21 protein-coding genes are annotated in these 24,306 nt (G+C 59.2%); 14 read left to right on the forward strand and 7 right to left on the reverse strand.

The window, feature by feature from the left end:
• Positions 1-12: 12 nt before the first annotated feature.
• The 3 genes from prs to lolB all read right to left on the reverse strand — a co-directional run bounded on the left by prs (position 13) and on the right by lolB (position 2,563).
• Positions 13-960 (reverse strand): ribose-phosphate diphosphokinase, encoded by a 948-nt coding sequence (gene prs, locus WM95_RS12900; RefSeq protein WP_003856663.1) that lies wholly within the window; start codon positions 958-960, stop codon positions 13-15.
• 125 nt (positions 961-1,085) lie between these two features.
• Positions 1,086-1,955 (reverse strand): 4-(cytidine 5'-diphospho)-2-C-methyl-D-erythritol kinase, encoded by an 870-nt coding sequence (ispE, locus tag WM95_RS12910; protein ID WP_063409365.1) that lies wholly within the window; start codon positions 1,953-1,955, stop codon positions 1,086-1,088.
• Entirely contained in the window at positions 1,952-2,563 is a 612-nt protein-coding gene (lolB, locus tag WM95_RS12915; RefSeq protein ID WP_023312128.1) for a lipoprotein insertase outer membrane protein LolB, read from the reverse strand. The genes ispE and lolB overlap by 4 nt, the downstream gene beginning before the upstream one ends.
• 201 nt (positions 2,564-2,764) lie before the next feature.
• Between lolB and hemA the strand changes: the two genes are divergently transcribed.
• From hemA to kdsA, 6 genes are read left to right on the forward strand one after another with little or no spacing between them, the layout of a single operon-like run.
• Positions 2,765-4,021, forward strand: a complete 1,257-nt coding sequence (hemA, locus tag WM95_RS12920; protein ID WP_023312127.1) for a glutamyl-tRNA reductase — start codon at positions 2,765-2,767, stop codon at positions 4,019-4,021.
• Positions 4,022-4,062: 41 nt separating this feature from the next.
• A complete protein-coding gene (gene prfA / locus WM95_RS12925; RefSeq protein WP_021240360.1) occupies positions 4,063-5,145 on the forward strand; it encodes a peptide chain release factor 1 in 1,083 nt (360 codons plus the stop codon).
• On the forward strand, positions 5,145-5,975 hold the full coding sequence (gene prmC / locus WM95_RS12930; protein ID WP_063409364.1) for a peptide chain release factor N(5)-glutamine methyltransferase: 831 nt from the start codon (positions 5,145-5,147) through the stop codon (positions 5,973-5,975). The genes prfA and prmC overlap by 1 nt, the downstream gene beginning before the upstream one ends.
• Positions 5,972-6,364: an invasion regulator SirB2 gene (gene sirB2, locus WM95_RS12935; RefSeq protein WP_023312125.1), complete on the forward strand. Its 393-nt coding sequence runs from the start codon at positions 5,972-5,974 to the stop codon at positions 6,362-6,364. The genes prmC and sirB2 overlap by 4 nt, the downstream gene beginning before the upstream one ends.
• A gap of 3 nt (positions 6,365-6,367) precedes the next feature.
• A complete protein-coding gene (gene sirB1, locus WM95_RS12940; protein ID WP_063409363.1) occupies positions 6,368-7,177 on the forward strand; it encodes an invasion regulator SirB1 in 810 nt (269 codons plus the stop codon).
• Positions 7,178-7,213: 36 nt separating this feature from the next.
• A complete protein-coding gene (gene kdsA, locus WM95_RS12945; protein ID WP_023312123.1) occupies positions 7,214-8,068 on the forward strand; it encodes a 3-deoxy-8-phosphooctulonate synthase in 855 nt (284 codons plus the stop codon).
• Between the two features lie 94 nt (positions 8,069-8,162).
• Here kdsA and chaA read toward each other — a convergent pair whose 3' ends face one another.
• Positions 8,163-9,263 (reverse strand): sodium-potassium/proton antiporter ChaA, encoded by a 1,101-nt coding sequence (gene chaA, locus WM95_RS12950; protein WP_023312122.1) that lies wholly within the window; start codon positions 9,261-9,263, stop codon positions 8,163-8,165.
• Between the two features lie 270 nt (positions 9,264-9,533).
• Here chaA and chaB point away from each other — a divergent pair, with 270 nt between their 5' ends.
• Together chaB and WM95_RS12960 are read left to right on the forward strand one after the other, a co-directional pair.
• Positions 9,534-9,764 (forward strand): putative cation transport regulator ChaB, encoded by a 231-nt coding sequence (chaB, locus tag WM95_RS12955; protein WP_023312121.1) that lies wholly within the window; start codon positions 9,534-9,536, stop codon positions 9,762-9,764.
• Between the two features lie 177 nt (positions 9,765-9,941).
• Positions 9,942-10,637 carry a gamma-glutamylcyclotransferase gene (locus WM95_RS12960; protein ID WP_023312120.1) on the forward strand — a complete coding sequence of 232 codons (696 nt, stop codon included), beginning with the start codon at positions 9,942-9,944 and terminating at the stop codon, positions 10,635-10,637.
• A gap of 30 nt (positions 10,638-10,667) precedes the next feature.
• Here WM95_RS12960 and WM95_RS12965 read toward each other — a convergent pair whose 3' ends face one another.
• The 3 genes from WM95_RS12965 to WM95_RS12975 all read right to left on the reverse strand — a co-directional run bounded on the left by WM95_RS12965 (position 10,668) and on the right by WM95_RS12975 (position 13,364).
• Positions 10,668-10,907: a DUF1883 domain-containing protein gene (locus tag WM95_RS12965; RefSeq protein ID WP_014884189.1), complete on the reverse strand. Its 240-nt coding sequence runs from the start codon at positions 10,905-10,907 to the stop codon at positions 10,668-10,670.
• 212 nt (positions 10,908-11,119) lie between these two features.
• Positions 11,120-12,904: a methyl-accepting chemotaxis protein gene (locus WM95_RS12970; RefSeq protein ID WP_063409362.1), complete on the reverse strand. Its 1,785-nt coding sequence runs from the start codon at positions 12,902-12,904 to the stop codon at positions 11,120-11,122.
• Between the two features lie 106 nt (positions 12,905-13,010).
• On the reverse strand, positions 13,011-13,364 hold the full coding sequence (locus tag WM95_RS12975; RefSeq protein ID WP_063409361.1) for a DsrE/DsrF/TusD sulfur relay family protein: 354 nt from the start codon (positions 13,362-13,364) through the stop codon (positions 13,011-13,013).
• A 72-nt stretch (positions 13,365-13,436) separates the two neighbouring features.
• Here WM95_RS12975 and nasR point away from each other — a divergent pair, with 72 nt between their 5' ends.
• The 6 genes from nasR to WM95_RS13005 all read left to right on the forward strand — a co-directional run bounded on the left by nasR (position 13,437) and on the right by WM95_RS13005 (position 24,297).
• Positions 13,437-14,621 (forward strand): nitrate regulatory protein NasR, encoded by a 1,185-nt coding sequence (nasR, locus tag WM95_RS12980; protein ID WP_059446822.1) that lies wholly within the window; start codon positions 13,437-13,439, stop codon positions 14,619-14,621.
• A gap of 227 nt (positions 14,622-14,848) precedes the next feature.
• Positions 14,849-16,096: a CmpA/NrtA family ABC transporter substrate-binding protein gene (locus WM95_RS12985; RefSeq protein ID WP_063409360.1), complete on the forward strand. Its 1,248-nt coding sequence runs from the start codon at positions 14,849-14,851 to the stop codon at positions 16,094-16,096.
• Between the two features lie 2 nt (positions 16,097-16,098).
• On the forward strand, positions 16,099-16,977 hold the full coding sequence (gene ntrB / locus WM95_RS12990) for a nitrate ABC transporter permease (RefSeq protein ID WP_047741759.1): 879 nt from the start codon (positions 16,099-16,101) through the stop codon (positions 16,975-16,977).
• A gap of 9 nt (positions 16,978-16,986) precedes the next feature.
• Positions 16,987-17,775: an ABC transporter ATP-binding protein gene (locus WM95_RS12995; protein ID WP_021240347.1), complete on the forward strand. Its 789-nt coding sequence runs from the start codon at positions 16,987-16,989 to the stop codon at positions 17,773-17,775.
• 13 nt (positions 17,776-17,788) lie between these two features.
• A complete protein-coding gene (gene nirB / locus WM95_RS13000) occupies positions 17,789-21,775 on the forward strand; it encodes a nitrite reductase large subunit NirB (RefSeq protein ID WP_088544798.1) in 3,987 nt (1,328 codons plus the stop codon).
• Entirely contained in the window at positions 21,772-24,297 is a 2,526-nt protein-coding gene (locus WM95_RS13005) for a nitrate reductase (protein WP_063409359.1), read from the forward strand. Before nirB ends, WM95_RS13005 begins: the two co-directional genes overlap by 4 nt.
• Positions 24,298-24,306: the final 9 nt, after the last annotated feature.

Below are 24,306 nucleotides of genomic sequence, written 5' to 3' on the forward strand. Positions count from 1 at the left end.
GGCCGTGTTCGATTAGTGTTCGAACATTGCTGAGATGGATTCTTCGTTGCTGATACGACGAATCGCTTCGGCCAGCATCCCGGACAGGGTCAACGTACGCACGTTTGGCAGTGCTTTGATCTCGTCGCTCAGTGGGATGGTATCGCATACCACCACTTCGTCAATAACGGAGTTGCGCAGGTTGTTTACCGCATTACCGGAGAAGATCGGGTGAGTCGCGTAAGCGAACACGCGCTTGGCACCACGCTCTTTCAGCGCTTCAGCTGCTTTACACAGCGTACCGCCGGTATCGATCATGTCGTCAACCAGCACGCAGTCACGGCCAGCAACGTCACCGATGATGTGCATCACCTGAGAAACGTTTGCGCGCGGACGGCGTTTGTCGATGATAGCCATGTCGGTATCGTTCAACAGCTTAGCGATAGCACGGGCACGTACCACGCCGCCGATGTCCGGAGAAACCACGATTGGGTTATCCAGGTTCAGCTGCAGCATGTCTTCCAGCAGGATTGGGCTGCCGAATACGTTATCAACCGGAACGTCGAAGAAGCCCTGGATCTGCTCTGCGTGCAGGTCAACGGTCAGTACGCGGTCAACGCCGACGCTGGACAGGAAGTCAGCGACAACTTTAGCGGTAATTGGCACACGCGCGGAACGGACGCGACGGTCCTGACGGGCATAGCCGAAGTAAGGGATTACAGCAGTGATACGGCCTGCGGAAGCGCGACGCAGGGCGTCGACCATAACAACCAGTTCCATCAGGTTGTCGTTCGTTGGAGCACAGGTGGACTGGATGATGAAAATATCACCACCGCGTACATTTTCGTTAATTTGTACGCTGACTTCGCCGTCGCTAAAGCGACCTACGGCGGCGTCGCCGAGGGAAGTGTACAGGCGGTTGGCAATACGTTGTGCTAGTTCCGGGGTGGCGTTACCAGCAAAAAGCTTCATATCAGGCACGAGAAGAACCTCAGGCATGCGTCCAGTGGTGGATAGCGTTCGCCGCAAACTGTGCGGGCCAGGCGAAGGCTATCCAGGCGGTGTATTAAAGAGCGCGATGCAACGTCTGGAACAGGGTGACGTTGTCACCGAAACTCAGTCTGCGCCAGAATGGTCTGCTGTAGGGGGGAGGTGTTCATCCCACGTGCTACAAAACCATGCAGCCAAACCGGCGCTTGCTCAAGCACCTGACGAGCGGCGGATTCGGTGTCAAATTCAGCAAAGACACAGGCCCCTGTACCAGTCAGGCGCGACGGCGCGTATTCTAACAGCCAGGAAAGCACCGCATCAACCTCGCGAAAACGTTTTCTTGCGATATCCTCGCAATCGTTGCTGAATTCACAATTTAATAACGTTTCTATTGACCGAACCGGGGTATTCCTTTTCAGGTCAGGATCTTTAAAGATGACCGGGGTCGGAATACTCACGCCAGGGTGGGCAACCAGATACCACTTCTCCGGCGGTTCAGCCGGGGAGAGAATCTCACCCACGCCTTCAGCAAAGGCCGCATGACCGCGCACAAACACCGGGACATCCGCCCCCAGCGTCAGGCCCAGGGCTGCCAGTTCGTCCTTCGACAGCCCGCAGCCCCAGAGGTGATTCAGCGCAACCAGCACGGTGGCGGCGTTGGATGATCCACCGCCCAGACCGCCGCCCATCGGCAGGCGTTTCTCGATACGGATATCCGCACCGCTTCCCGCGGGCAGACGGCCCGATTTCGCCGCGGCTTTCATCAGCAGACGCGCGGCGCGCACGATCAGGTTGTCCTCATGCGCCACGCCTTCGACCGGCGTTAGCAGGCAAATCTGCCCGTCCTGGCGCAGTTCAATGGAGATCGTGTCGCCATAGTCAATAAACTGAAACAGCGTCTGCAGGGTGTGATAACCGTCAGCTCGCTGGCCGGTAATGTATAAAAACAGGTTCAGCTTTGCCGGAGAGGGCCAGTGGGTCATCATTTAACGATCCAGTTGTCCATTTTAAGCTTGATTCGCTGGCTGCCCTGGGTCAGCTCCATGTTTGATGGCAGCGACGGTTTACTCTTGCTGTCATAGGCGCTGTACACCACTTTCCAGGTTTTGCCGTTCTGGGTGTAGTTCACCTGGCTCAGACGGTACTGGTCGTCAAGGGTGTAGTCAGTTGCCTCACCCGGCAGGCCAAGGATCCACTGGCGCAGGCTGTTGAGCGGGATTGGCATCCCGGTCAGCTTGCCAATCATCTCTTCGGCATCGGTCGCGGTATAGTGCTGGCCTTTGTTATCGGTGATCTGCGCTTCGCCCGGCTTGGCGATAAGCTCCAGTTCGGTGCTGCCCAGCGGGTTCAGCAGCAGCAGGCGGTAGTTGTCCTGCCCCGTCTGCTGCCAGAAGAAGCGGGCATAAACCTTTTGTTCGTCAGAGAGATAAGCGAAAGCGCCGCGGGTCTGGTACTGGTTCAAATTACGGACGTCCTGCTGGTGCTGACGCCACTGCGGTGAATCAGGGCTTTTGCCCGGGCCTTTTGGTTGGGTGACGGTACACGCGGTCAGAACCAGTGCTGCCAGCGGCAGCAGGCGAATCAGTCGGGTCATAATGAGGACAAATCCTTGAGATACGTTGCAGTTATAACTGTTAATGCTAGCGTCGAAGGGGGCTACCGTCTACGTTCAAATTATCTCAAAGGGTTGTGTAACCTATTACTCCGAAAGGGGGCAGTCCCTTTTATTGATCTCGCGCATCCTGTATGATGCGTTCTGCTAACCTTATTAACGCTGGTACTACTCCCGCTCAACATGACCCTATTAGCACTCGGCATCAACCACAAAACGGCTCCGGTTTCGCTGCGAGAACGCGTGACGTTTTCGCCGGATACGCTTGACCTGGCGCTGGACAGCCTGCTTGCACAGCCTATGGTGCAGGGTGGCGTGGTGCTCTCGACGTGCAACCGTACCGAGCTGTATTTAAGCGTGGAAGAGCAGGACAACCTGCACGAAGCGCTGATCCGCTGGCTATGCGACTACCACAATCTCAATGAAGACGAGCTGCGCAACAGCCTGTACTGGCATCAGGACAACGATGCCGTCAGCCATCTGATGCGCGTCGCCAGCGGGCTGGATTCACTGGTGCTGGGCGAGCCGCAAATTCTGGGGCAGGTGAAAAAAGCGTTTGCGGATTCGCAAAAAGGGCATCTTAAGGCCAGCGAGCTGGAGCGCATGTTCCAGAAGTCGTTCTCCGTGGCGAAGCGTGTGCGAACCGAAACCGACATTGGTGCCAGTGCGGTTTCTGTTGCTTTCGCGGCCTGCACCCTTGCACGCCAAATCTTTGAATCCCTTTCTACCGTTACCGTGATGCTGGTGGGCGCGGGCGAAACCATCGAACTTGTGGCGCGCCATCTGCGCGAGCATAAAGTGAAAAAGATGATTATCGCAAACCGCACCCGCGAACGCGCGCAGGTGCTGGCGGATGAAGTGGGTGCAGAGGTGGTTGCCCTGAGCGACATCGATGAACGCCTGAAAGAGGCGGACATTATCATCAGCTCAACCGCCAGCCCGCTGCCGATTATCGGAAAAGGGATGGTGGAGCGTGCGCTGAAGTCCCGCCGTAATCAGCCGATGCTGCTGGTGGATATCGCCGTCCCGCGCGATGTTGAGCCGGAAGTGGGCAAGCTGCCTAACGCCTATCTCTACAGTGTGGATGACCTGCAAAGCATCATTTCGCACAACCTTGCCCAGCGTAAAGCGGCGGCGGTTCAGGCGGAAACCATCGTCGAGCAGGAAACCAGTGAGTTTATGGCCTGGCTGCGCGCGCAAAGCGCCAGCGAGACCATCCGCGAGTACCGCGGGCAGGCGGAGCAGGTGCGTGATGACCTGACTGCCAAAGCGTTAGCAGCCCTTGAACAGGGCGGCGACGCAAATGCGATTATGCAGGATCTGGCGTGGAAACTGACCAACCGCCTGATCCATGCACCAACCAAATCTCTTCAGCAGGCTGCCCGTGACGGGGATGATGAACGCCTGACTATTCTGCGCAACAGCCTCGGGCTGGAATAGCGCCCTATACCCATTTTCTAAGACAAGGTGCACTTACGCCTATGAAGCCTTCTATCGTCGCTAAACTGGAAGCTCTGCACGAGCGCCATGAAGAAGTACAGGCGCTGCTCGGGGATGCCGGGACCATTGCGGACCAGGAACGTTTTCGCGCGCTCTCGCGTGAATACGCGCAGTTAAGTGATGTTTCTAAATGCTTTACCGACTGGCGACAGGTTCAGGAAGATATCGAAACCGCGCAGATGATGCTCGACGATCCTGAAATGCGCGAGATGGCGCAGGAAGAGTTGCAGGATGCGAAAGCGCGTTCTGAAGAGATGGAGCAGCAGCTTCAGGTGCTTCTGCTGCCGAAAGATCCGGACGATGAGCGTAACGCGTTTGTGGAAGTGCGCGCCGGTACCGGCGGTGACGAAGCGGCTCTGTTTGCCGGGGATCTGTTCCGCATGTACAGCCGCTACGCCGAATCGCGTCGCTGGCGAGTGGAGATCATGAGCGCCAACGAAGGCGAACATGGGGGCTACAAAGAGGTTATCGCCAAGATCAGCGGCGACGGCGTGTACGGTCGTCTCAAGTTTGAATCCGGCGGTCACCGCGTGCAGCGCGTACCGGCCACCGAATCTCAGGGCCGCATTCATACCTCCGCCTGTACGGTTGCGGTGATGCCGGAGCTGCCGGAGGCTGAACTGCCGGATATCAATCCGGCGGACCTGCGTATTGATACGTTCCGCTCCTCTGGCGCGGGCGGTCAGCACGTTAACACCACCGATTCCGCCATCCGTATTACCCACCTGCCGACCGGCATCGTCGTTGAATGTCAGGACGAGCGTTCACAGCACAAAAACAAAGCCAAAGCGTTGTCCGTGCTGGGCGCGCGTATCCACGCAGCCGAAATGGCGAAACGCCAGCAGGCGGAAGCCTCTACGCGCCGTAACCTTCTGGGCAGCGGCGATCGCAGCGACCGTAACCGCACCTATAACTTCCCTCAGGGGCGCGTAACCGACCACCGCATCAACCTGACGCTGTACCGTCTGGACGAGGTGATGGAAGGGAAGCTGGATATGCTGATCGAGCCTATCGTGCAGGAATACCAGGCCGACCAGCTGGCGGCGCTGTCCGAGCAGGAATAATGGATTTTCAGCGCTGGTTACGTGAGGCGGCCGGTGAGCTTTCAGAAAGCGAAAGCCCGAAACGCGACGCCGAAATTTTGCTTGAGCATGTGACGGGTAAAGCCCGCACGTATCTGCTGGCTTTTGGCGAAACCGAACTGACCGCGGAACAGGAAGCGCAGCTCGCCGCGCTGCTTGCCCGCCGTAAAACCGGCGAGCCGGTGGCGCACCTTGTCGGTGAGCGTGAGTTCTGGTCGTTACCGCTTTACGTCTCGGCGGCGACGCTGATCCCGCGTCCGGACACCGAGTGTCTTGTAGAGCAGGCGCTGGCGCGTTTACCGGCGGCGGCCTGCAGTATTCTCGATCTCGGTACCGGGACAGGGGCTATCGCGCTGGCGCTCGCTACCGAGCGGCCCGACTGCGCGGTGACGGCGGTGGATGTAATGCCCGATGCGGTGGCGCTGGCGCAGCGTAACGTGGAACGTCTCGGGCTTCGCAACGTGACGGTGCTGCAAAGCAGCTGGTTTGCCGCGCTGGAGAATCGCTCATTTGCGATGGTTGTCAGCAATCCTCCCTACATCGACGAACATGACCCGCACCTTGCGCAGGGAGACGTGCGCTTCGAACCGCTGACGGCGCTCGTGGCCGGCAACGCGGGATTAGCCGATCTCGATCACATTGTGACAACGTCACGAAAACATTTGCTCCCCGGCGGCTGGCTGCTCGTGGAACATGGCTGGACGCAGGGAGAAGCCGTGCGGGCACTGTTTACGCAAGCTGGCTACGCCGCTGTCGAAACCTGCCGCGACTACGGCAGCAACGAACGTCTGACGCTGGGGCAGTGGCTATGAGCCTCTTTACCGTGCTCATTACCGTCCACCTCATTTCCGTTGCGCTGACCATCAGCTTTTTCATCGTCCGTTACTGGTGGCGCTACAGCAACAATCCGCTGACGGATGCCCGCTGGGTGCGTATCGCGCCGCACTGCATCGACACGCTATTGCTCCTTTCCGGTGCCGGGCTCATGTGGAAGACCGGCTATCTGCCATTTACTGATAAAGGTGCATGGCTGACTGAAAAGCTGTTTGGCGTTATCATCTACATCGTTTTGGGTTTTATCGCGCTTGGGCGTCGTCGTCCGCGCAGCCAGCAGGTCGGGTTTATCGCCTTTCTGCTGGGTCTGGTGGTGCTGTACATCATCATTAAACTCGCCACCACAAGAATACCGTTACTGGGGTAAGTCATGAGGTCCTTAGCCGATTTCGAATTTAATAAAGTGCCGCTTTGCGATGGCATGATCCTGATTTCTGAGATGATTCGCGACGATTTTACGTCGCAGTTTGTCTACGATGAGCTGGAGAATCTGGTCAGCCTGGCGCGTGAAGAGATTAATCAGGCCCGCCCGCAAGACTTGCAATTAGAGAAGCTGCTGGAGCTTTTCTACGGCGAATGGGGTTTCTGCGACACGCGGGGCGTGTATCGCCTGTCTGACGCGTTATGGCTGGACCAGGTCTTAAAAAATCGTCAGGGCAGCGCCGTGGCGCTGGGTTCTATTTTGCTGTGGGTCGCGCACCGTCTGGATATTCCGCTAGTCCCGGTCATTTTCCCGACGCAGATGATCCTGCGCGCTGAGTGGCTGGACGGTGAAATGTGGCTCATTAATCCCTTCAACGGCGACACGCTGGATGAACATACGCTGGACGTGTGGCTGAAAGGCAACATCAGCCCGGTGGCTGAACTCTTCAACGAAGATCTCGACGAGGCGGATAACGCAGAAGTGATCCGCAAGCTGCTGGATACGCTGAAGTCTGCGTTAATGGAAGAGCGTCAGATGGAGCTGGCGTTGCGAGCCAGCGAAGTGCTGCTGCAGTTCAACCCGGAAGATCCGTACGAAATTCGCGATCGCGGGCTGATCTACGCGCAGCTCGACTGTGAACACGTGGCGCTGAATGATTTGAATTATTTCGTCGAGCAGTGTCCGGAAGACCCCATTAGCGAAATGATTCGTGCGCAGATCAACGCGATCGCGCACAAACAAATTACACTGCATTAATCTTAATTCCGATTCACACCTGAATAAGGCGATCCTATGAAACAAAAAGTGGTTAGCATTGGTGATATCAAGGTAGCAAACGACCTGCCGTTCGTACTGTTTGGCGGCATGAACGTGCTGGAATCCCGCGATCTCGCCATGCGTATCTGCGAACACTACGTGACCGTGACCCAGAAGCTGGGCATCCCGTACGTGTTTAAGGCCTCTTTTGACAAAGCCAACCGCTCCTCCATCAACTCTTACCGTGGCCCGGGCCTGGAAGAGGGAATGAAAATTTTCCAGGAGCTGAAGCAGACCTTTGGCGTAAAAGTGATCACCGACGTGCATGAAGCCTCTCAGGCGCAGCCGGTGGCAGACGTGGTGGATGTGATTCAGCTCCCGGCATTCCTGGCTCGCCAGACCGACCTGGTTGCGGCGATGGCGAAAACCGGTGCCGTTATCAACGTGAAGAAACCACAGTTCGTCAGCCCTGGGCAGATGGGCAACATCGTCGATAAATTTATCGAAGGCGGCAACGATCAGGTCATTCTGTGTGACCGTGGCGCAAACTTCGGCTACGACAACCTGGTTGTCGACATGCTGGGCTTCAGCGTGATGAAAAATGTCTCCGGCCAGTCTCCGGTGATTTTCGACGTGACCCACGCCCTGCAGTGCCGCGACCCGTTCGGCGCCGCGTCCGGTGGCCGTCGTGCCCAGGTGACCGAGCTGGCGCGCGCCGGCATGGCAACCGGTCTGGCCGGCCTGTTCATTGAAGCGCACCCGGATCCGGATAACGCAAAATGCGACGGCCCATCCGCGCTGCCGCTGGACAAGCTGGAGCCGTTCCTGAAGCAGATCAAAGCGATTGACGATCTGGTGAAAAGCTTCGACGAGCTGGATACCAGCAAATAATAAAAAAACCCGCTTCGGCGGGTTTTTTTTATGCTTTCACCCTCTCCCTGGGGGAGAGGGTTGGGGTGAGGGCATCAGCCCGCACCGGATAAAATTACGCAAATATCGTCATCAGATACGCAATAAACAAGGCCATATGCGCCGCGCCGTTAAGCACGTTGGTACGCCCGGTTGAGAACGAAATCTGGCACAGCAGCAACGAGGCGACCATCACAATCATCTCCGGCGCGCCCAGCGCAAACTGCAGCTCGTTGCCGGTCATAAAGGCAATCAGCGTCACCACCGGTACGGTTAGTGAAATCGTCGCCAGTACGGAGCCGAAGAACAGGTTCATTGCGCGCTGCACCTGATTATTCAACACCGCTTTCAGCGCGCCCAGCCCTTCCGGCGACAGGATCAGCAGCGCCACCAGGAAGCCGGTAAACGCCACCGGCGCGTTCAGCTCGGTTAACAGCGTCTCCAGCGGGTTAGCGTTCATCTTGGTGACGGCAATCACCGCAATCAGATGCACGATCAGCCAAACCGTATGCCACGCGCTGCTGTGGGCAGACGGCTTGCCGTGGTGCGGGTCATCATCGTCTCCGTCATCTTCATGCTCGTACACAAACAGGCTCTGGTGCGTTTTGGTCTGAATCAACAGGAACACGCCGTACATGGCGGCGGAAATCAGTGCGACCAGCAGCGCCTGCCCGGTGGAAAAATTTGCGCCCGGCAGCGCCATCGGGAAGACCAGCACGATAATCGCCAGCGGGAAGAGGGCGATCAAATACTGTTTAATGCCGAACAGGTTCATATACTGGGTCGCAAATTTGCGCCCGCCCAGCAGCAGAGAGAAGCCTACCAGGCCGCCCGTTACAATCATAATGATCGAATAGAGCGTGTCGCGCATCAGCGTCGGCGCGGCATCGCCGGTCGCCATAAGGGCGGAAATCAGGCTGACTTCGAGAATAACAACGGAAAGGCTGAGAATTAACGATCCGTAAGGCTCGCCCAGACGGTGGGCTAATACGTCCGCGTGGCGAACGACGCTAAATGCGCTGGTTAAGATGCCGACCAGGGCAAGAATATTGATACCAACCACCACTGGCAGTGACTGACTGCTTCCCCAGAAGAGCAGCACAGCCAGTGCCAGAACCGGGAAAATGAGTGACGTCTCCTTGTGGCGGGTCTTTACCGCCTCGTGTGTTGCTGTCATGTGCTTCTCCATCAATGCAGGTGCTTGTAATTATAGATAGATTTTTGAGGTCATTAAATTAACAGAACTCTGTTAAATACCCTTTATTTTTTACTTAATTTTACCCTTTTTCATTATTTTCATTTCTGATGTCCATAATGCCGTGTTTTTGTTTAATACCCATTAAATAACAGTCAATTAAAAATATAATGCACTCATAAATCATTGTCGGGTGGCACCATGGCGTATCGTCGTCCACACTTATCTCTTTAACCAAAAGAGAGGTTAGTGATGCCCTATAAAGCGAAACGTGAATTACCGGATAACGTGCAAAACGTGCTGCCCGCCCACGCGCAGGATATCTACAAAGAGGCGTTCAACAGCGCCTGGGATCAGTACAAAGACAAGGACGATCGCCGGGATGATGCCAGCCGTGAAGAGACGGCCCACAAAGTCGCCTGGGCCGCAGTAAAACATGAATATGAGAAAGGAGACGACGATAAATGGCATAAAAAGAAATAGTCGTGAAATGATTCGCTGCCTTCATTTTGACTTTTCAGGCGGTTGAACTTCCGTTGTATTGCAACTGGTCCGCTAATTGCTTATCGTTATTCGAATGCTGGCAAAATGACCAGCACAGAATGCCGGGAAGGCGAATTACAGATGTCGCAAGGAAGCATGCAGTGGCGGAGGTGGAAAGTGTTAACGCGTGATTTCTTAATGAAGGCAGATTGTAAGACGGCATTTGGTGCTATTGAGGAATCGCTTCTCTGGTCAGCTGAACAACGTGCGGCGTCACTCGCTGCCACGCTTGCCTGCCGCCCGGATGATGGCCCGGTATGGATTTTTGGCTACGGCTCCCTGATGTGGAACCCGGCTCTGGAATTTGTCGAATCGGCAACGGGAACGCTGCCTGGCTGGCATCGCGCATTTTGCCTGCGCCTGACGGCCGGACGCGGCAGCGCGTGCCAGCCCGGGCGCATGCTTGCACTGAAAGAGGGCGGGCGCACCACGGGCGTGGCGTATCGCCTGCCGGATGCCACGCTGGAAGAGGAGCTCACGCTGCTCTGGAAGCGCGAGATGATCACCGGCTGCTATATGCCGAGCTGGTGCAAGCTGGAACTGGACGACGGACGCACCGTCAACGCGCTGGTGTTTATTATGGATCCGCGCCATCCGCTGTATGAAGCGGATACCCGCACGCAGGTGATTGCCCCGTTGATTGCCGCCGCCAGCGGGCCGCTGGGCACCAACGCGCAGTATCTGTTCTCCCTCGATCAGGAGCTGACACGCCTCGGCATGAAGGACGATTGTCTGAATGAGCTGGTGGTGAAGGTGAAGGCGCTGCTGGAAGGGAACCCGCTTAACAGCACGCTGCGACAGGGTTTTGCCTGACAATACGCCCGGCTTGCCGGGCGTTTAAACTTATGCTGCCACGTAGCTGACGGAATGCTCCAGCGACTGGCTGTGGCTGTCAATCAGCACATCCCACGTGCCGGTATACGGCACGGTAAGCCAGGCCTTATCGTCCTGTACGGTGAGAATATCCGTCTGGGACTGTTTTTGTGCTTTCGAACTCATCAGATGAATACGACAGCGTTCTGAGCAACGCACCACTACCGTATCCCCGCCAAACAGTTTCAAACTTGTTTTTACCAGTGCCATTTTTTTACCCCGTAGTCTTAAACAACGCTCTCCCTGCTGCCATATCCGAGCGTGATGTTGTTCACAATTCACTCATGGCATAACACCAAAGGGGAGGGGGTGGGATGCTGATTTTGATCAAAAAATGGCATAACGATTAAACAAAAATGACAAAATTCCTCAAAATTTAGGCTGGCGCGCGTTTTACCCGCTAAACGCGCGCCGGAAGAAGATTAAATGCGGAAATGCCCGGCTGTTTCAGCAAGGTCGCCCGCCTGGCTCTGCAGGGCACCCGCGGCGGCGGCGGATTCCACCACCAGCTCGGCGTTCTGCTGAACCATTCTGTCAAGATGGGTCACCGCGTGGTTGATCTCATGAATCCCTTTCATCTGCTCGCTGGTGGCGATGGAGATTTCGCGCATGATGCCAGAGACGCTGCCGATGCTGGAGCGGATCTCATCCATGCTTTCCCCCGCCAGATGTACGTAGCGGGAGCCTGTTGCCACGCTGTCGGTGGTGGAGTCAATCAGGGATTTGATCTCTTTCGCCGCCTGAGCGCTACGGCTCGCCAGGTTACGCACTTCGCCTGCTACGACGGCAAACCCGCGCCCCTGCTCACCGGCACGCGCCGCCTCGACGGAGGCGTTCAGCGCCAGAATGTTGGTCTGGAACGCGATGCCGTCAATCACGCTGGTGATATCGCCAATTTTTGCCGACGCGACTTCAATAGACTGCATGGTGCTGATCGCCTGCGATACCACCTCGCCGCCGCGCGCCGCGGCCGCTGAGGCCTTGCTCGCCTGGTCGTTGGCTTCTGCCGCCGATTCATTCGACTGCGTCACGGAGGCGGTGATCTGCTCCACGGCGCTGGCCGTCTCGCGCAGGCTGGATGCCGCCTGCTCGGTACGTCCGGAAAGATCCTGGTTACCTGCGGCTATCTCCTGCGCCGCGTTTTTCACCGATTCACTGGCATCCCGGAGCTGCACCATCACCACCGACAGTTTATCGCTGAAGGCGTTAAAGGCCTGGGCAATTTGCGCGACCTCGTCCTCGCCGCTGTCCGGCAGGCGCTGGGACAGATCGTTAGTGCCGTTAGCAATGTTGTGCATCGCGTCGCGAATGTCGGACAAACGCTTGAGCAGGCGGGCAATCAGGAAATGCACAATGGCGGCGCTCAGCAGTGCGAGGATCACCAGCGAAATCCCCGAGGCTTTAAGCAGGGAACGCATGCCGGAGGTGGCGTCACCGCTGTCGAGCGCGACGACTAACAGCCAGTTTGTGCCCGGCACGGCTGTCGCCACGAAGGTTTTTTCAGCGTCGTTTAGCATTCCGTCGACGGGGTTACCGCTTTTCAGCGCAGCAAAATCAATGCCCTTGATTGTCTCAGCAAACGGTTTCAGCGTGAGGGCAGGATCGTTAGCGGCAATCACGCTGCCGTCACTGTTCAGAAGCAACCCGCTGCTGGCCGGGGTTGGATGGATCCCGCGCACGTTAGCCACCACGCTGTCCATCGCTACATCGCCCGCCACGACCGCTTTGAGCGTGCCATTTTCTTTCACCGGCACGGCGAAGGTAACCACCAGTTTACCGGTCCCCGCGTCAACGTAGGGCGCGGTGACAACCGGACCGTCCGTGCTGACCACCTGCTGATACCACGGGCGAATAGTCGGGTCATAGTCCGCCGGAACGCCCGCCGGTTCAGAGAATTTCGCCGTTTTGCTGGCGTAGCCAACATAGACGTTGGTGAATCCACCCGCCTGAGCAAGCTGTTTAAACACCGGAACCGGGTCGTCACTCAGCGCAACGGTCTGCGCGGAGGCGATCACCGTCATCTTGCTTTTTACCCAGTCGGCAATCGCCATGTTATGGCTGGCGCTGGTGCTGGTCAGGATATCGCGCTGGGACTGCTGGTTATCCTGGCGCGTGACCTGGAAGTTGATAACGGTATTAAGGAGAAGGGCGACGACCAGACAGCCTGCCGTCGCCGCGATGATGCGTGCACGAATCGATCTGAACATAAGTGAAATACCTGCTGTGTTGTTTCCATGCCTATCGGCAACCCCGCAGGTAAACTTGATGCTGAAACCGCGTCCATAAGAAAATAATATTTTTACGGGTTTATTATTAAAAAGTTAATACTTTATCGGAGGACAGCGTCCACTCGGCCAGCTCAGCCAGCGTACCAATCTCTACGCCATCAATCAGCGGCAGAGCGGTAATGCCGCGGCCGTCGGTGCAGGTCTTGCACAGCTTCACCGGCACGTTTTGCGCGGTGAGGATCTCCAGCATCTGCTGAATGTTATAGCCCTCTGCCGGTTTTTGACCCTTCAGCCCCGCGGTGACCGCGTCCGACATTAAAAAGAGTCGTAACGCCAGGTCGCTCTCTTTTTCACGCAGCGCAATCGCCAGGCGCAGACTGTTGAAAAGGGATTCGCTGCCGTAAGCCGCACCGTTGGCGACGATCACAATCTTTTGCATGTTGACTCCTGTTCTTATAAAGGCACGAATATTGCTTAGCTTTTCCAAGTTTCGCTGTTCTGGAGAGTAAGCATGACATTAATGGCTGGCATTTCGCCAGGCGCTGGCGAATGGCTCGAGCGCGCAAGGATGATGCGCCGGGAGCAGCTCAGCAAGCTGGCACAGCTTGGCGTGCTTGTGCACGGCATTAGCCAACTGGTGCATATGTTACAGTGCGAGCGTGGGGCGTCCAACGTCTGGCTCTGTTCACAGGGTAAGCTCTACGCTCCTGAATGCAAAGCCAGCCGGGCGCTGGTGGATGAAAACCTCGCTGCACTTTATGACATTCTTGAAAAACAGTCGCCGATCCCGGGAAGTACGGTCTGTGAACGTATCGGCGGCGCGCTCCTGAGCCTTGATATGCTTCCCGCGCTGCGCGACGGTGTTATTCAGCAAACGGTAACGGCGCCGCAGGCGATGGAACACTACTCCCGCATGCTTCGCCATCTGCTCAGTATCGTGCCGCAGCTCAATGACAGCATTGACGATCCGCAAATAGCCGGGCGTTTTGTCGCCCTGTATAGCCTGATGCAGGGGAAAGAGCTGGCGGGACAGGAACGGGCCCTGGGAGCGATTGGCTTCACGCAGGGCTTTTTCGATGATGTGACTCGCCAGAGGCTGGTTGACCGCATCGACGGGCAGCAGGCCTGCTTTGAAATTTTTCTCTCACACAGCTCCGCTGACGTCCAGACCACCTTTTCTCTGCACTGTCAGCCCGATCGTGAAACGGAGCAACTCCGGCGCGTGGCCTGCACCCGCCAGCCTGCCGCGGATGATGGCCTTACCGCTCTGGCCTGGTTTGCTCTGCAAACCGCGCGCCTTGAGCATCTGCGCACGCTGGAGGAGACGCTCATCGCCGATCTGATGACGGCGGTGGACGAGCGTATTTACCGTAACGATGAGTACGTGCCTCCCGCCGATGAGCAGGACGATCCGCTGATACAGTATCCGGAAAAACCGTTGCTCACCCTGGTGCGCCAGCAGGCGCGCGAGATAGAACAGCTCTCGCGCCAGCTTGCATCGCTGCGCGACACGCTTGAAGAGCGCAAAGTCATTGATAAAGCGAAGAGCCTGCTGATGACCCACCAGAATATGAGTGAGGAACAGGCCTGGACGGCGCTGCGCAAAATGGCGATGGACAAGAACCAAAGGATGGTGGATATCGCCCGCGCGCTGCTGATGGTGAAGAATTTATGGCAGATAATACCAAAGGAGTAGCTGCACGGTCAGTGGGCATTTTATGCCTGATTAAGGTGCGTGCAGGCGAGGGGAGTTCGGTTAGCGCCCCGGAAAAAGCGGGTTAAAACCTGGCATTCACTTTGCATTATCAGATTAACCATTTTTGACGATGCGCCAACGGCGGTGCATGCGTCTTCGGGATAAAGGCGTCCACTGGTGCTTCGGCATCGTGGGCGCTTTTTTTTGGTTTTTATTCAGGAGTGGTCATGGCGGATTTGTCGAGACGGCGTTTTTTGCAGGCCAGCATGCTGGCCAGTGGTGCAATGCTGTTACCGGGTATCATGCAGGCCGCATGGGCGGCAGGCTCGGATAAACCGGAGCAGGAAACGGTGCGCGTCGGGTTTATCCCGCTGACCGACTGCGCCCCGGTGGTTATCGCAGCGCTGAAAGGCTTTGATAAAAAATACGGTATTACCATCGTGCCCACCAAAGAGGCGAGCTGGGCGGCGGTGCGCGACAAGCTGGTGGCGGGCGAGCTTGATGCCGCGCACATTCTCTACGGCCTGCTGTACGGCCTGGAGCTGGGCATTGCCGGCAAGCCGCAGCAGATGGCAAACCTGATGACGCTTAATCAGAACGGTCAGGCCATCACGCTCTCCAGCGATCTGGCGGAGAAGGGCGTTCGCGATCTCGATGGGCTGAAAAAGCTGATTGGGCAGCAGGCGCCTGGCACTTATACCTTCGCGCACACCTTCCCGACCGGGACGCACGCCATGTGGCTGTACTACTGGCTGGCCAGCGCGGGCATTAACCCCTTTGACGACGTGCGCACGGTAGTGGTGCCGCCGCCGCAGATGGTGATGAACATGCGCATTGGCAACATGGTCGGCTTTTGCGTCGGCGAGCCGTGGAACGCACGTGCCATCAACGACCGCATCGGTTTTACCGCCGCCACGTCGCAGTCCATCTGGGCCGATCATCCGGAAAAAATCCTCGGCACGCGTCGCGACTGGGTGGAGAAAAACCCGCACACCGCGCGGGCGCTGGTGAGCGCGGTACTGGAGGCGGCGCGCTGGATCGAAGCCTCCCCGGAAAACAAACGCGAGACCGCGCAGATCCTCTCCCGCCGGGCGTGGCTCAACTGCAAGGAACAGTATCTCACCGGACGCATGCTCGGCGAGTACGACAACGGCCTGGGCCAGCGCTGGCAGGACGCGCACCCGATCCGCTTCTTCAACGAGGGGGCCGTCAGCTACCCGTATCTCTCAGACGGCATGTGGTTCTTAACCCAGTTCCGCCGCTGGGGCTTGCTCAAATCCGCGCCGGACTACGCGGGTATTGCACAGCGCATTAACCAGACCGCGGTCTGGCAGGATGCCGCCACGGCGGTGGGGGGCATCAGCACACCGACTTCACCATTACGCAGCAGCACATTGATGGACGGCACCGTCTGGAACGGTACCGATCCGGAAGGATACGCCAGCCGTTTCGCTATTCACCGTAAAGGGGCCTGATTATGCAGCATCTGCAAAAGACGAATTCACACGAGACGCCGGAGAGTGGAGAGGTGATTCTCCTGCCTCCGGTGCAGGTTCGCCGCCGTACGCCGACGTTTGCGCGTCGGATTAATGCGATCCTTCAGCGCATCATCCCGGCGTTTCTCGGTCTGGGACTTCTGGTGGTGCTCTGGCAGCTGGCGGCGATTAACAGCAAAGGTTTCCCGACGCCGCTCAGCACGCTCGATTCCGCCATCACCCTGTTTGCCGATCCGTTTTATCGCGACGGGCCAAACGACATGGGCATCGGCTGGAACGTGCTCGCCTCATTACAGCGCGTGGCGGTGGGGTTTGGCCTGGCCGCGCTCGCCGGGATCCCGCTCGGCTTCCTGATTGGTCGCTTCACCTTTTTCTCTCGCATGTTCGGCCCGCTGATCGCGCTGTTACGCCCGGTTAGCCCGCTGGCCTGGCTTCCCATCGGCCTGCTGCTGTTCCAGAAAGCGGAGCCCGCGTCGAGCTGGACCATTTTTATCTGCTCCATCTGGCCGATGGTGATCAACACCGCCGAAGGCGTGCGCCGCATTCCGCAGGACTACCTTAACGTCGCCCGGGTGCTGCAGCTTTCCGAGTGGACCATCATGCGCCGCATTCTCTTCCCGGCGGTGCTGCCCGCGGTGCTGACCGGGGTGCGCCTCTCCATCGGCATCGCCTGGCTGGTGATTGTCGCCGCCGAGATGCTGACCGGCGGTTTAGGGATCGGCTTCTGGATCTGGAACGAGTGGAACAACCTCAACGTCGAAAACATTCTCATCGCCATCGTCATCATTGGCGTGGTCGGGCTGCTGCTGGAGCAGGGGCTGATGCTGATCGCCCGTCGCTTTAGCTGGCAGGAAAAATAAGGAGCGAACATGAAACCATTAATCCAGGTCCAGGCCGTGAGCCAGCGTTTTTCCACCGCCAGCGGCGAATTTCTGGCGCTGCAGAACGTCTCCTTTGATATCCATGAGGGCGAAACCGTCAGCCTGATTGGGCACTCCGGCTGCGGTAAATCGACGCTGCTTAACCTTATCGCTGGGATCACGCTGCCGACGGAAGGCGGGCTGATTTGCGACAACCGCGAAATTGCCGGGCCGGGTCCGGAGCGCGCGGTGGTATTCCAGAACCATTCGCTGCTGCCGTGGCTCACCTGCTTCGACAACGTGGCCCTGGCGGTCGATCACGTTTTTCGCCACAGCATGAGCAAGGCGGAGCGCCGGGAGTGGATTGAGCACAACCTCGACCGCGTGCAGATGGGGCACGCCCTGCACAAGCGCCCGGGGGAGATCTCCGGCGGCATGAAGCAGCGCGTCGGGATTGCACGCGCGCTGGCGATGAAGCCGAAAGTCCTGCTGATGGATGAACCCTTCGGCGCGCTGGATGCGCTGACGCGCGCCCATCTGCAGGACTCGGTGATGCAGATCCAGCAGGCGCTGAACACCACCATTGTGCTGATTACCCACGACGTGGACGAGGCGGTGCTGCTCTCCGATCGCGTGCTGATGATGACCAACGGCCCGGCGGCGACCGTCGGGGAGATCCTGCACGTTGACCTGCCGCGCCCGCGTAACCGGGTGCAGCTGGCTGACGACAGCCGCTATCACCACATGCGCCAGCAGATCCTGCATTTCCTCTATGAAAAGCAGCCGAAAGCGGCGTAGCGAGGGGGCTTTGATGCGACTGGTCATTATCGGAAATGGCATGGCGGCTACGCGGCTGATTGCCTCGCTCACCGGGCGTGCTGCCGATCGTTTCGCAATTACCGTCATCGGTGATGAGCCGGAGCATGCCTATAACCGCATCCAGCTTTCGCCGGTGCTGGGCGGTGAAAAAACGGCGGTGGGCATCAGTCTTCAGAATGACGACTGGTACCAGGAACGGGGCGTGACGGTGCTGCGGGGCGAAAAGGCGCTCGCCGTGAACGTGGACGCGCGGGAAGTGCAAACCGCCGCCCGCACGCTGGGCTGGGATGCGCTGGTGTTTGCCACCGGATCAACGCCCTCTATTCCGCCAATTCCCGGCTGCGATGCGCCGCATGTCTTCACGTTCCGTACCCTGGCAGATATCCGGGCCATAGGGGCGATCGCCGGTCCGGCGGTAGTGCTGGGCGGCGGCGTGCTCGGGGTTGAGACGGCGGCAGCGCTGGCGCGCTCAGGAGACGAGGTCACGCTTGTTCATCGCGGTCCGTGGCTGATGGAGCAGCAGCTGGATGAGCAGGCGGGAATGCTGCTGGAAGAGGCGCTGGCGGCGCGGGGCGTGCGCTGTGAGCTCGTCTCTGGCATCGCAGCGGTGAACGGAGATAGCGTGACGCTGCTTAACGGACGCAGTATCGCCGCCGCGCGCGTGGTGCTGGCGACCGGCGTGCAGCCCAGCGTCACGCTGGCGCAGGCCAGCGGCATACGCTGCGCGCGCGGCATCGTGGTGGATCACCAGATGCAAACCTCCGAGCCGGACGTCTACGCCATTGGCGAGTGCTGCGAAATTGACGGCCAGACGTTTGGCCTGGTCGCCCCCTGTCTGGCGCAGGCGGATATCCTTGCCGCCCGGCTGGCCGGGGACGTCACCGCGCCGTTTACCCTGACCGACAGCGGGATGCGCCTCAAGGTGACCGGCGTGGAGCTGTTCAGTCTCGGTCGCGCGGCAGAGCAGGAGGGCGACGTGGTCTGGAGCGCATGGGATCCGCTGACCCGTCACTATCGCCGTTTACTGATCAATCAAGGAGCGATGGCTGGCGTACTGCTGATGGGCGACTGCCGCAGCGCGGCAACATTTACCGATTTACTGGCAACGGCTGCGCCCGCCCACGCGGACTGGCTGTTCGATCGTTTCACTACGCAACCGCAGGTTGCAGGACACAATGCTATGACAAAACCTACTCTGGTGGTGGTTGGGCACGGTATGGTCGGCCATCATTTCCTCGAAGATTGCGTGAACCGCAATCTGCATCAGCAGTATCAGATCGTTGTCTTTGGCGAGGAGCGCTATGCCGCCTACGACCGCGTGCATCTGTCGGAATATTTTGGCGGCCGCAGCGCGGCGTCGCTTTCGCTGGTGGAGGGGGATTTCTTTGCCGACAACGGCATTGAGCTGCGCCTGTCGCAGCAGGTCGTCGCTATCGATCGCGACGCGCGCGTGGTGCGCACCGCCAGCGGGCACGAAACCCACTGGGACAAGCTGGTGCTGGCGACAGGCTCATACCCGTTCGTTCCACCCGTGCCGGGCAACGATTTGCCGGGCTGTTTTGTCTACCGCACCCTTGACGACCTGGACAACATTGCTGCACATGCGGCGGGCTCGCGCCGCGGCGTGGTGATTGGCGGCGGCCTGCTCGGGCTGGAGGCGGCGAATGCCCTGAAGCAGCTCGGGCTGGAAACCCACGTGGTGGAGTTTGCGCCCAACCTGATGGCGGTCCAGCTCGACAACGACGGCGCGGCGATGCTGCGCAAGAAAATTGAGGCGCTGGGCGTCGGCGTTCACACCAGTAAAGCGACAACGGAGATCGCCACGGCGGACAGCGGGCTGGTGCTGCGCTTTGCCGATGGCGAACAGCTTGAAACGGACATGGTGGTCTTTTCTGCCGGCATTCGTCCGCAGGACGCGCTGGCGCGCAGCAGCGGGCTGGCTATCGGCGAACGCGGCGGGATCTGCATTGACGACGGCTGTCGCACCTCCGATCCGGACGTGCTGGCCATTGGTGAATGCGCCCTGTGGGAGGGGAAAATCTTCGGGCTGGTTGCGCCCGGCTATCAGATGGCGCGGGTGGCCGCCGCCGCGCTGGCGGGAGAGGATAAAACCTTCACCGGCGCGGATATGAGTACTAAGCTCAAGCTGCTGGGCGTTGACGTGGCCTCGTTCGGCGACGCCCACGGGCGCACGCCGGGGGCGCTGAGCTACCAGTGGACGCACGGCCCGCAGCAAATTTACAAGAAAATCCTGGTCAGCCACGACGGCAAAACGCTGCTCGGCGGCGTGCTGGTGGGTGACGCCAGCGAATACGCCACGCTGGTGCAGATGATGCTTAACGGCATCAGCCTGCCGAAAGAGCCGGAAACGCTCATTTTACCCGCGTCGTCAGGCAGCGCGCCGAAAGCGCTCGGCGTGGCGGCGCTGCCGGAAATCGCGCAGATCTGTTCGTGTCATAACGTCAGCAAAGGCGATATCTGCCGGGCGGTGAGCTCGGGCGCGGCGGATATCGGCGCCGTTAAGCAGTGCACCAAAGCGGCGACCGGCTGCGGGGGATGTAGCGCGCTGGTGAAGCAGGTGATGGAGTTCCAGCTGGCGGAGCAGGGCGTGGAGGTGAAAAAGGACATCTGCGAGCACTTCCCGTACTCGCGCCAGGAGATTTACCACCTCGTGCGCGTCAACCATATCCGCACCTTTGACCAGCTTATAAGCCGCTACGGACAGGGGCACGGATGTGAGATCTGCAAGCCGCTGGTGGGATCGGTGCTCGCCTCCTGCTGGAACGAGTATCTGCTGAAACCGGCACACCTGCCGCTGCAGGACACCAACGACCGCTACTTCGCCAACATCCAGAAGGACGGCACCTACTCCATCGTGCCGCGCATGCCCGCAGGGGAAGTGACCGCCGACGGGCTGATCGCCATCGGCCAGATTGCGAAACGCTACAGCCTGTACAGCAAAATTACCGGCGGACAGCGAATCGACCTTTTCGGCGCCACTCTGGAACAGCTGCCTGAGATCTGGCAGGCGCTGGTCGAGGCCGGGTTTGAAACCGGGCACGCTTACGGGAAATCCCTGCGCACGGTGAAATCCTGCGTCGGTTCAACCTGGTGCCGCTACGGGGTGCAGGACTCCACCGGCCTCGCGGTCAGGCTTGAGCACCGCTACAAGGGGCTGCGCGCGCCGCACAAAATCAAAATGGCGGTCTCTGGCTGCACCCGCGAGTGCGCGGAGGCGCAGAGCAAAGACGTGGGGGTGATTGCCACCGATAAAGGCTGGAACCTCTATCTGTGCGGCAACGGCGGGATGAAGCCGCGCCACGCGGATCTCTTCGCCAGCGATCTGGACGACGAAACGCTGATCCGCACCGTCGACCGTTTCCTGATGTTTTACATCCGCACGGCGGATCGCCTGCAGCGCACCAGCACCTGGATGGACAACCTTGAGGGCGGTCTCGACTACCTGCGGGAGGTGATCCTCAACGACAGCCTGGGTATCGCCCACGAGCTGGAGCAGGAGATGGCCCGGGTGGTGGAAACCTACCAGTGCGAATGGCAAACCACGCTCAGCGATCCCAACCGCCTGGCGCTGTTCCGCACGACGGTGAACGACACCACGCCGGATGAAAGCAAGCGCTGGCAGGAAATTTGCGGCATCGACGATATCCCCGAGCAGGCGGGCATCGGCGCGCGGCTTGGACGTAAGCCGATTGCGCTGTTCCGCTTTGGCAAAACCGTTTACGCCCTCGACGATCGGGAACCGGGCGGTAATGCGAACGTGCTTTCACGCGGCATTCTTGGCGATGCGTCGGGCGAGCCGGTGGTGATTTCACCGCTGTATAAGCAGCGCATTCGCCTGCGCGACGGCTGTCAGGCAGAGAACGGCGAACCCGCGGTGCGCGCCTGGCCGGTGAAAATTGAAAACGGCAAGGTGTGGGTTGGCAGCGACGCCCTGGTAATGCGTGCGGAGGCCTCATGACGGAAACCCGGACAACGTGCCCCTACTGCGGGGTCGGCTGCGGCGTAGTTGCCAGCGTGGAAGGTGAAGCGGTCAGCGTTCGGGGAGATGAAACCCATCCTGCGAACCTGGGTCGCCTGTGCGTGAAAGGATCGGCCCTGGGGGAAACGACGGGGTTACAGGGGCGATTGCTGCGCCCCGCTGTTGACGGACTTGAGGTGGACTGGGCGCAGGCGCTGAACGCGGCGGGGGAGCGTCTGCGGGAGATTATCGACACATGGGGACCGCAGGCGGTGGCGTTTTACGCCTCCGGACAATTGCTTACCGAGGACTACTACGCCGCCAACAAGCTGATGAAAGGGTTTATCGGTGCGGCAAACATCGATACCAACTCCCGGCTCTGCATGTCTTCGGCGGTGGTGGGCTACAAGCGCGCCTTCGGCGAAGACGTGGTGCCGTGCAGCTACGATGACGTCGAAAACAGCGATCTGGTGGTGCTGGTGGGTTCAAACGCGGCCTGGACGCATCCTGTGCTCTATCAGCGGCTGGTGCAGGCGAAGCGCAACAACCCTCAGATGAAGGTGGTGGTAATCGATCCGCGCAGAACCGCCACCTGTGATATTGCTGACCTGCATCTGGCGCTCGCCCCCGGCAGCGACGCCGGGCTGTTTGTCGGTCTGCTTAATGTGATTCAGGGAACGGATGAGTGGCCCGTTGAGCGCGTGGCGGCGTTTTGCGGCCTCTCGCCGCAGGATATTGGCACCTTTTACGACTGGTTTATCACCGCGCCTCGCGCAATTACGCTCTACACCATGGGTATCAACCAGTCCGCCAGCGGCAGCGACAAGTGTAACGCCATCATTAACGTTCATCTTGCCAGCGGGAAGTTCAACCGTCCGGGCTGCGGCCCGTTTTCGCTGACCGGACAGCCAAACGCGATGGGCGGAAGGGAGGTGGGCGGACTGGCGAACCAGCTGGCGGCACACATGAACTTTGAGCCGGACGATCTCTCGCGGGTGGCGCGTTTCTGGGGAACGGAACGGCTGGCGCAGACGCCGGGCCTGATGGCGGTGGAGCTGTTTGACGCCATTGCCCGCGGTGAGGTGAAGGCGGTGTGGATCATGGGCACCAACCCTGCCGTGTCGCTTCCGGACAGCCACGCGGTGTGTCAGGCGCTGGCGGGCTGCCCGCTGGTGATGGTCTCTGAGGTGATGAACGATACAGATACCAGCCGGTTCGCCCATATCCGTTTTCCGGCGCTGGGCTGGGGAGAGAAGGACGGGACGGTGACCAATTCCGAGCGGCGCATTTCACGCCAGCGCGCGTTTCTGCCCGCGCCGGGCGAGGCGAAGCCGGACTGGTGGATCGTCGCGCAGATGGCGAAACGGCTGGGCTACGGCGAGGCCTTTGCCTGGCAACATCCGCACGAGATTTTTTGCGAACATGCGGCGCTGACGGCTTTTGAAAATGACGGCGCGCGGGCATTGAATCTTCATGACCTGGCTGCGCTAACCCGTGAGGAGTGGGATCAGCTTGAGCCTTATCAGTGGCCGACGGGGGATTTCCCGCGCCGAAACATCGTTCCCGTTAACCCTCTGTTGCACGGCGCGACGGTCAGCGCGTTATACCCGCTGATTCTCAACTCGGGGCGCATACGCGATCAGTGGCATACCATGACCCGAACGGGATACGTGGCCAGACTGATGCAGCATATCGCCGAACCGTTTGTTGAGGTTTGCCCCGCAGACGCGGTTCGGTTTTCCCTGTGCGACGGCCAGCTGGCGCGCATCAGCTCGCCGCGCGGCGTGATGGTCGTCAGAGTACGAATCAATGACGGGATACGGGAAGGCGAGGCGTTTGCCCCGATGCACTGGAACGCTGAGTTTTCCCGCCAGGGAAAGGTGAATGCGCTGGTGGAAGGGCGCTGCGATCCGGTTTCTGGCCAGCCGGAGAGTAAACAAACCGCCGTCAGGATCCTGCCCTGGCAGCCCGCCTGGCAGGGGGAACTCTATGCCCGGGAATGGCCGGAAATGCCCTCTTCGGCTTACTGGTGGCGCAAAGCCTCACGCCTGACGGTGGCGGGCGATCAACCGCTGCTGTCGTGGGTAATGGATTACGCCAGCGACCGGGGCTGGCAGCTGCAGGTTGCGCAAACCGGCGAACGCAGCAGCGTGCTGGCCTGGCATGAAGGCCTGCTGATGCTGGGCTTCTGGGAGGGCACCGCGTTACCGGCGCTGGCGCATACGGTGATTGAAGCCGCTTTTCAATCCCCACCCGTGCTGGCCTCAGAACGTCACGCCTTGCTGAACGGACAGAGCGTCGGGAAGGAAGCGGATCCGGGACGCATCATCTGCAGCTGTTTCAGCGTCGGGGAGAATACGATACGGGAGGCGATCGTTGGCGGGTGTGATTCCGTCACCGCGCTGGGGGCGAAGCTGCGCTGTGGTACGAACTGTGGTTCCTGCGTGCCGGAGCTGAAAGGGCTGTTTCAGGATAATCCTGAAATGTCCGCCAGGACTGCATTTCAGGGCTTATCGCGTTAACATAATAAG

Origin of the sequence: Enterobacter cloacae complex sp. ECNIH7 (assembly GCF_002208095.1) — a bacterium.
GTDB classification, from domain to species: domain Bacteria; phylum Pseudomonadota; class Gammaproteobacteria; order Enterobacterales; family Enterobacteriaceae; genus Enterobacter; species Enterobacter cloacae_M.

Coding starts and splice junctions, on each gene's coding strand:
- ispE (WP_063409365.1), bottom strand. CDS start 1,955: ATGATGACCCACTGGCCCTCTCCGGCAAAGCTGAACCTGTTTTTATAC.
- lolB (WP_023312128.1), bottom strand. CDS start 2,563: ATGACCCGACTGATTCGCCTGCTGCCGCTGGCAGCACTGGTTCTGACC.
- hemA (WP_023312127.1), top strand. CDS start 2,765: ATGACCCTATTAGCACTCGGCATCAACCACAAAACGGCTCCGGTTTCG.
- prfA (WP_021240360.1), top strand. CDS start 4,063: ATGAAGCCTTCTATCGTCGCTAAACTGGAAGCTCTGCACGAGCGCCAT.
- prmC (WP_063409364.1), top strand. CDS start 5,145: ATGGATTTTCAGCGCTGGTTACGTGAGGCGGCCGGTGAGCTTTCAGAA.
- sirB2 (WP_023312125.1), top strand. CDS start 5,972: ATGAGCCTCTTTACCGTGCTCATTACCGTCCACCTCATTTCCGTTGCG.
- sirB1 (WP_063409363.1), top strand. CDS start 6,368: ATGAGGTCCTTAGCCGATTTCGAATTTAATAAAGTGCCGCTTTGCGAT.
- kdsA (WP_023312123.1), top strand. CDS start 7,214: ATGAAACAAAAAGTGGTTAGCATTGGTGATATCAAGGTAGCAAACGAC.
- chaA (WP_023312122.1), bottom strand. CDS start 9,263: ATGACAGCAACACACGAGGCGGTAAAGACCCGCCACAAGGAGACGTCA.
- chaB (WP_023312121.1), top strand. CDS start 9,534: ATGCCCTATAAAGCGAAACGTGAATTACCGGATAACGTGCAAAACGTG.
- WM95_RS12965 (WP_014884189.1), bottom strand. CDS start 10,907: ATGGCACTGGTAAAAACAAGTTTGAAACTGTTTGGCGGGGATACGGTA.
- WM95_RS12970 (WP_063409362.1), bottom strand. CDS start 12,904: ATGTTCAGATCGATTCGTGCACGCATCATCGCGGCGACGGCAGGCTGT.
- WM95_RS12975 (WP_063409361.1), bottom strand. CDS start 13,364: ATGCAAAAGATTGTGATCGTCGCCAACGGTGCGGCTTACGGCAGCGAA.
- nasR (WP_059446822.1), top strand. CDS start 13,437: ATGACATTAATGGCTGGCATTTCGCCAGGCGCTGGCGAATGGCTCGAG.
- WM95_RS12985 (WP_063409360.1), top strand. CDS start 14,849: ATGGCGGATTTGTCGAGACGGCGTTTTTTGCAGGCCAGCATGCTGGCC.
- ntrB (WP_047741759.1), top strand. CDS start 16,099: ATGCAGCATCTGCAAAAGACGAATTCACACGAGACGCCGGAGAGTGGA.
- WM95_RS12995 (WP_021240347.1), top strand. CDS start 16,987: ATGAAACCATTAATCCAGGTCCAGGCCGTGAGCCAGCGTTTTTCCACC.
- nirB (WP_088544798.1), top strand. CDS start 17,789: ATGCGACTGGTCATTATCGGAAATGGCATGGCGGCTACGCGGCTGATT.
- WM95_RS13005 (WP_063409359.1), top strand. CDS start 21,772: ATGACGGAAACCCGGACAACGTGCCCCTACTGCGGGGTCGGCTGCGGC.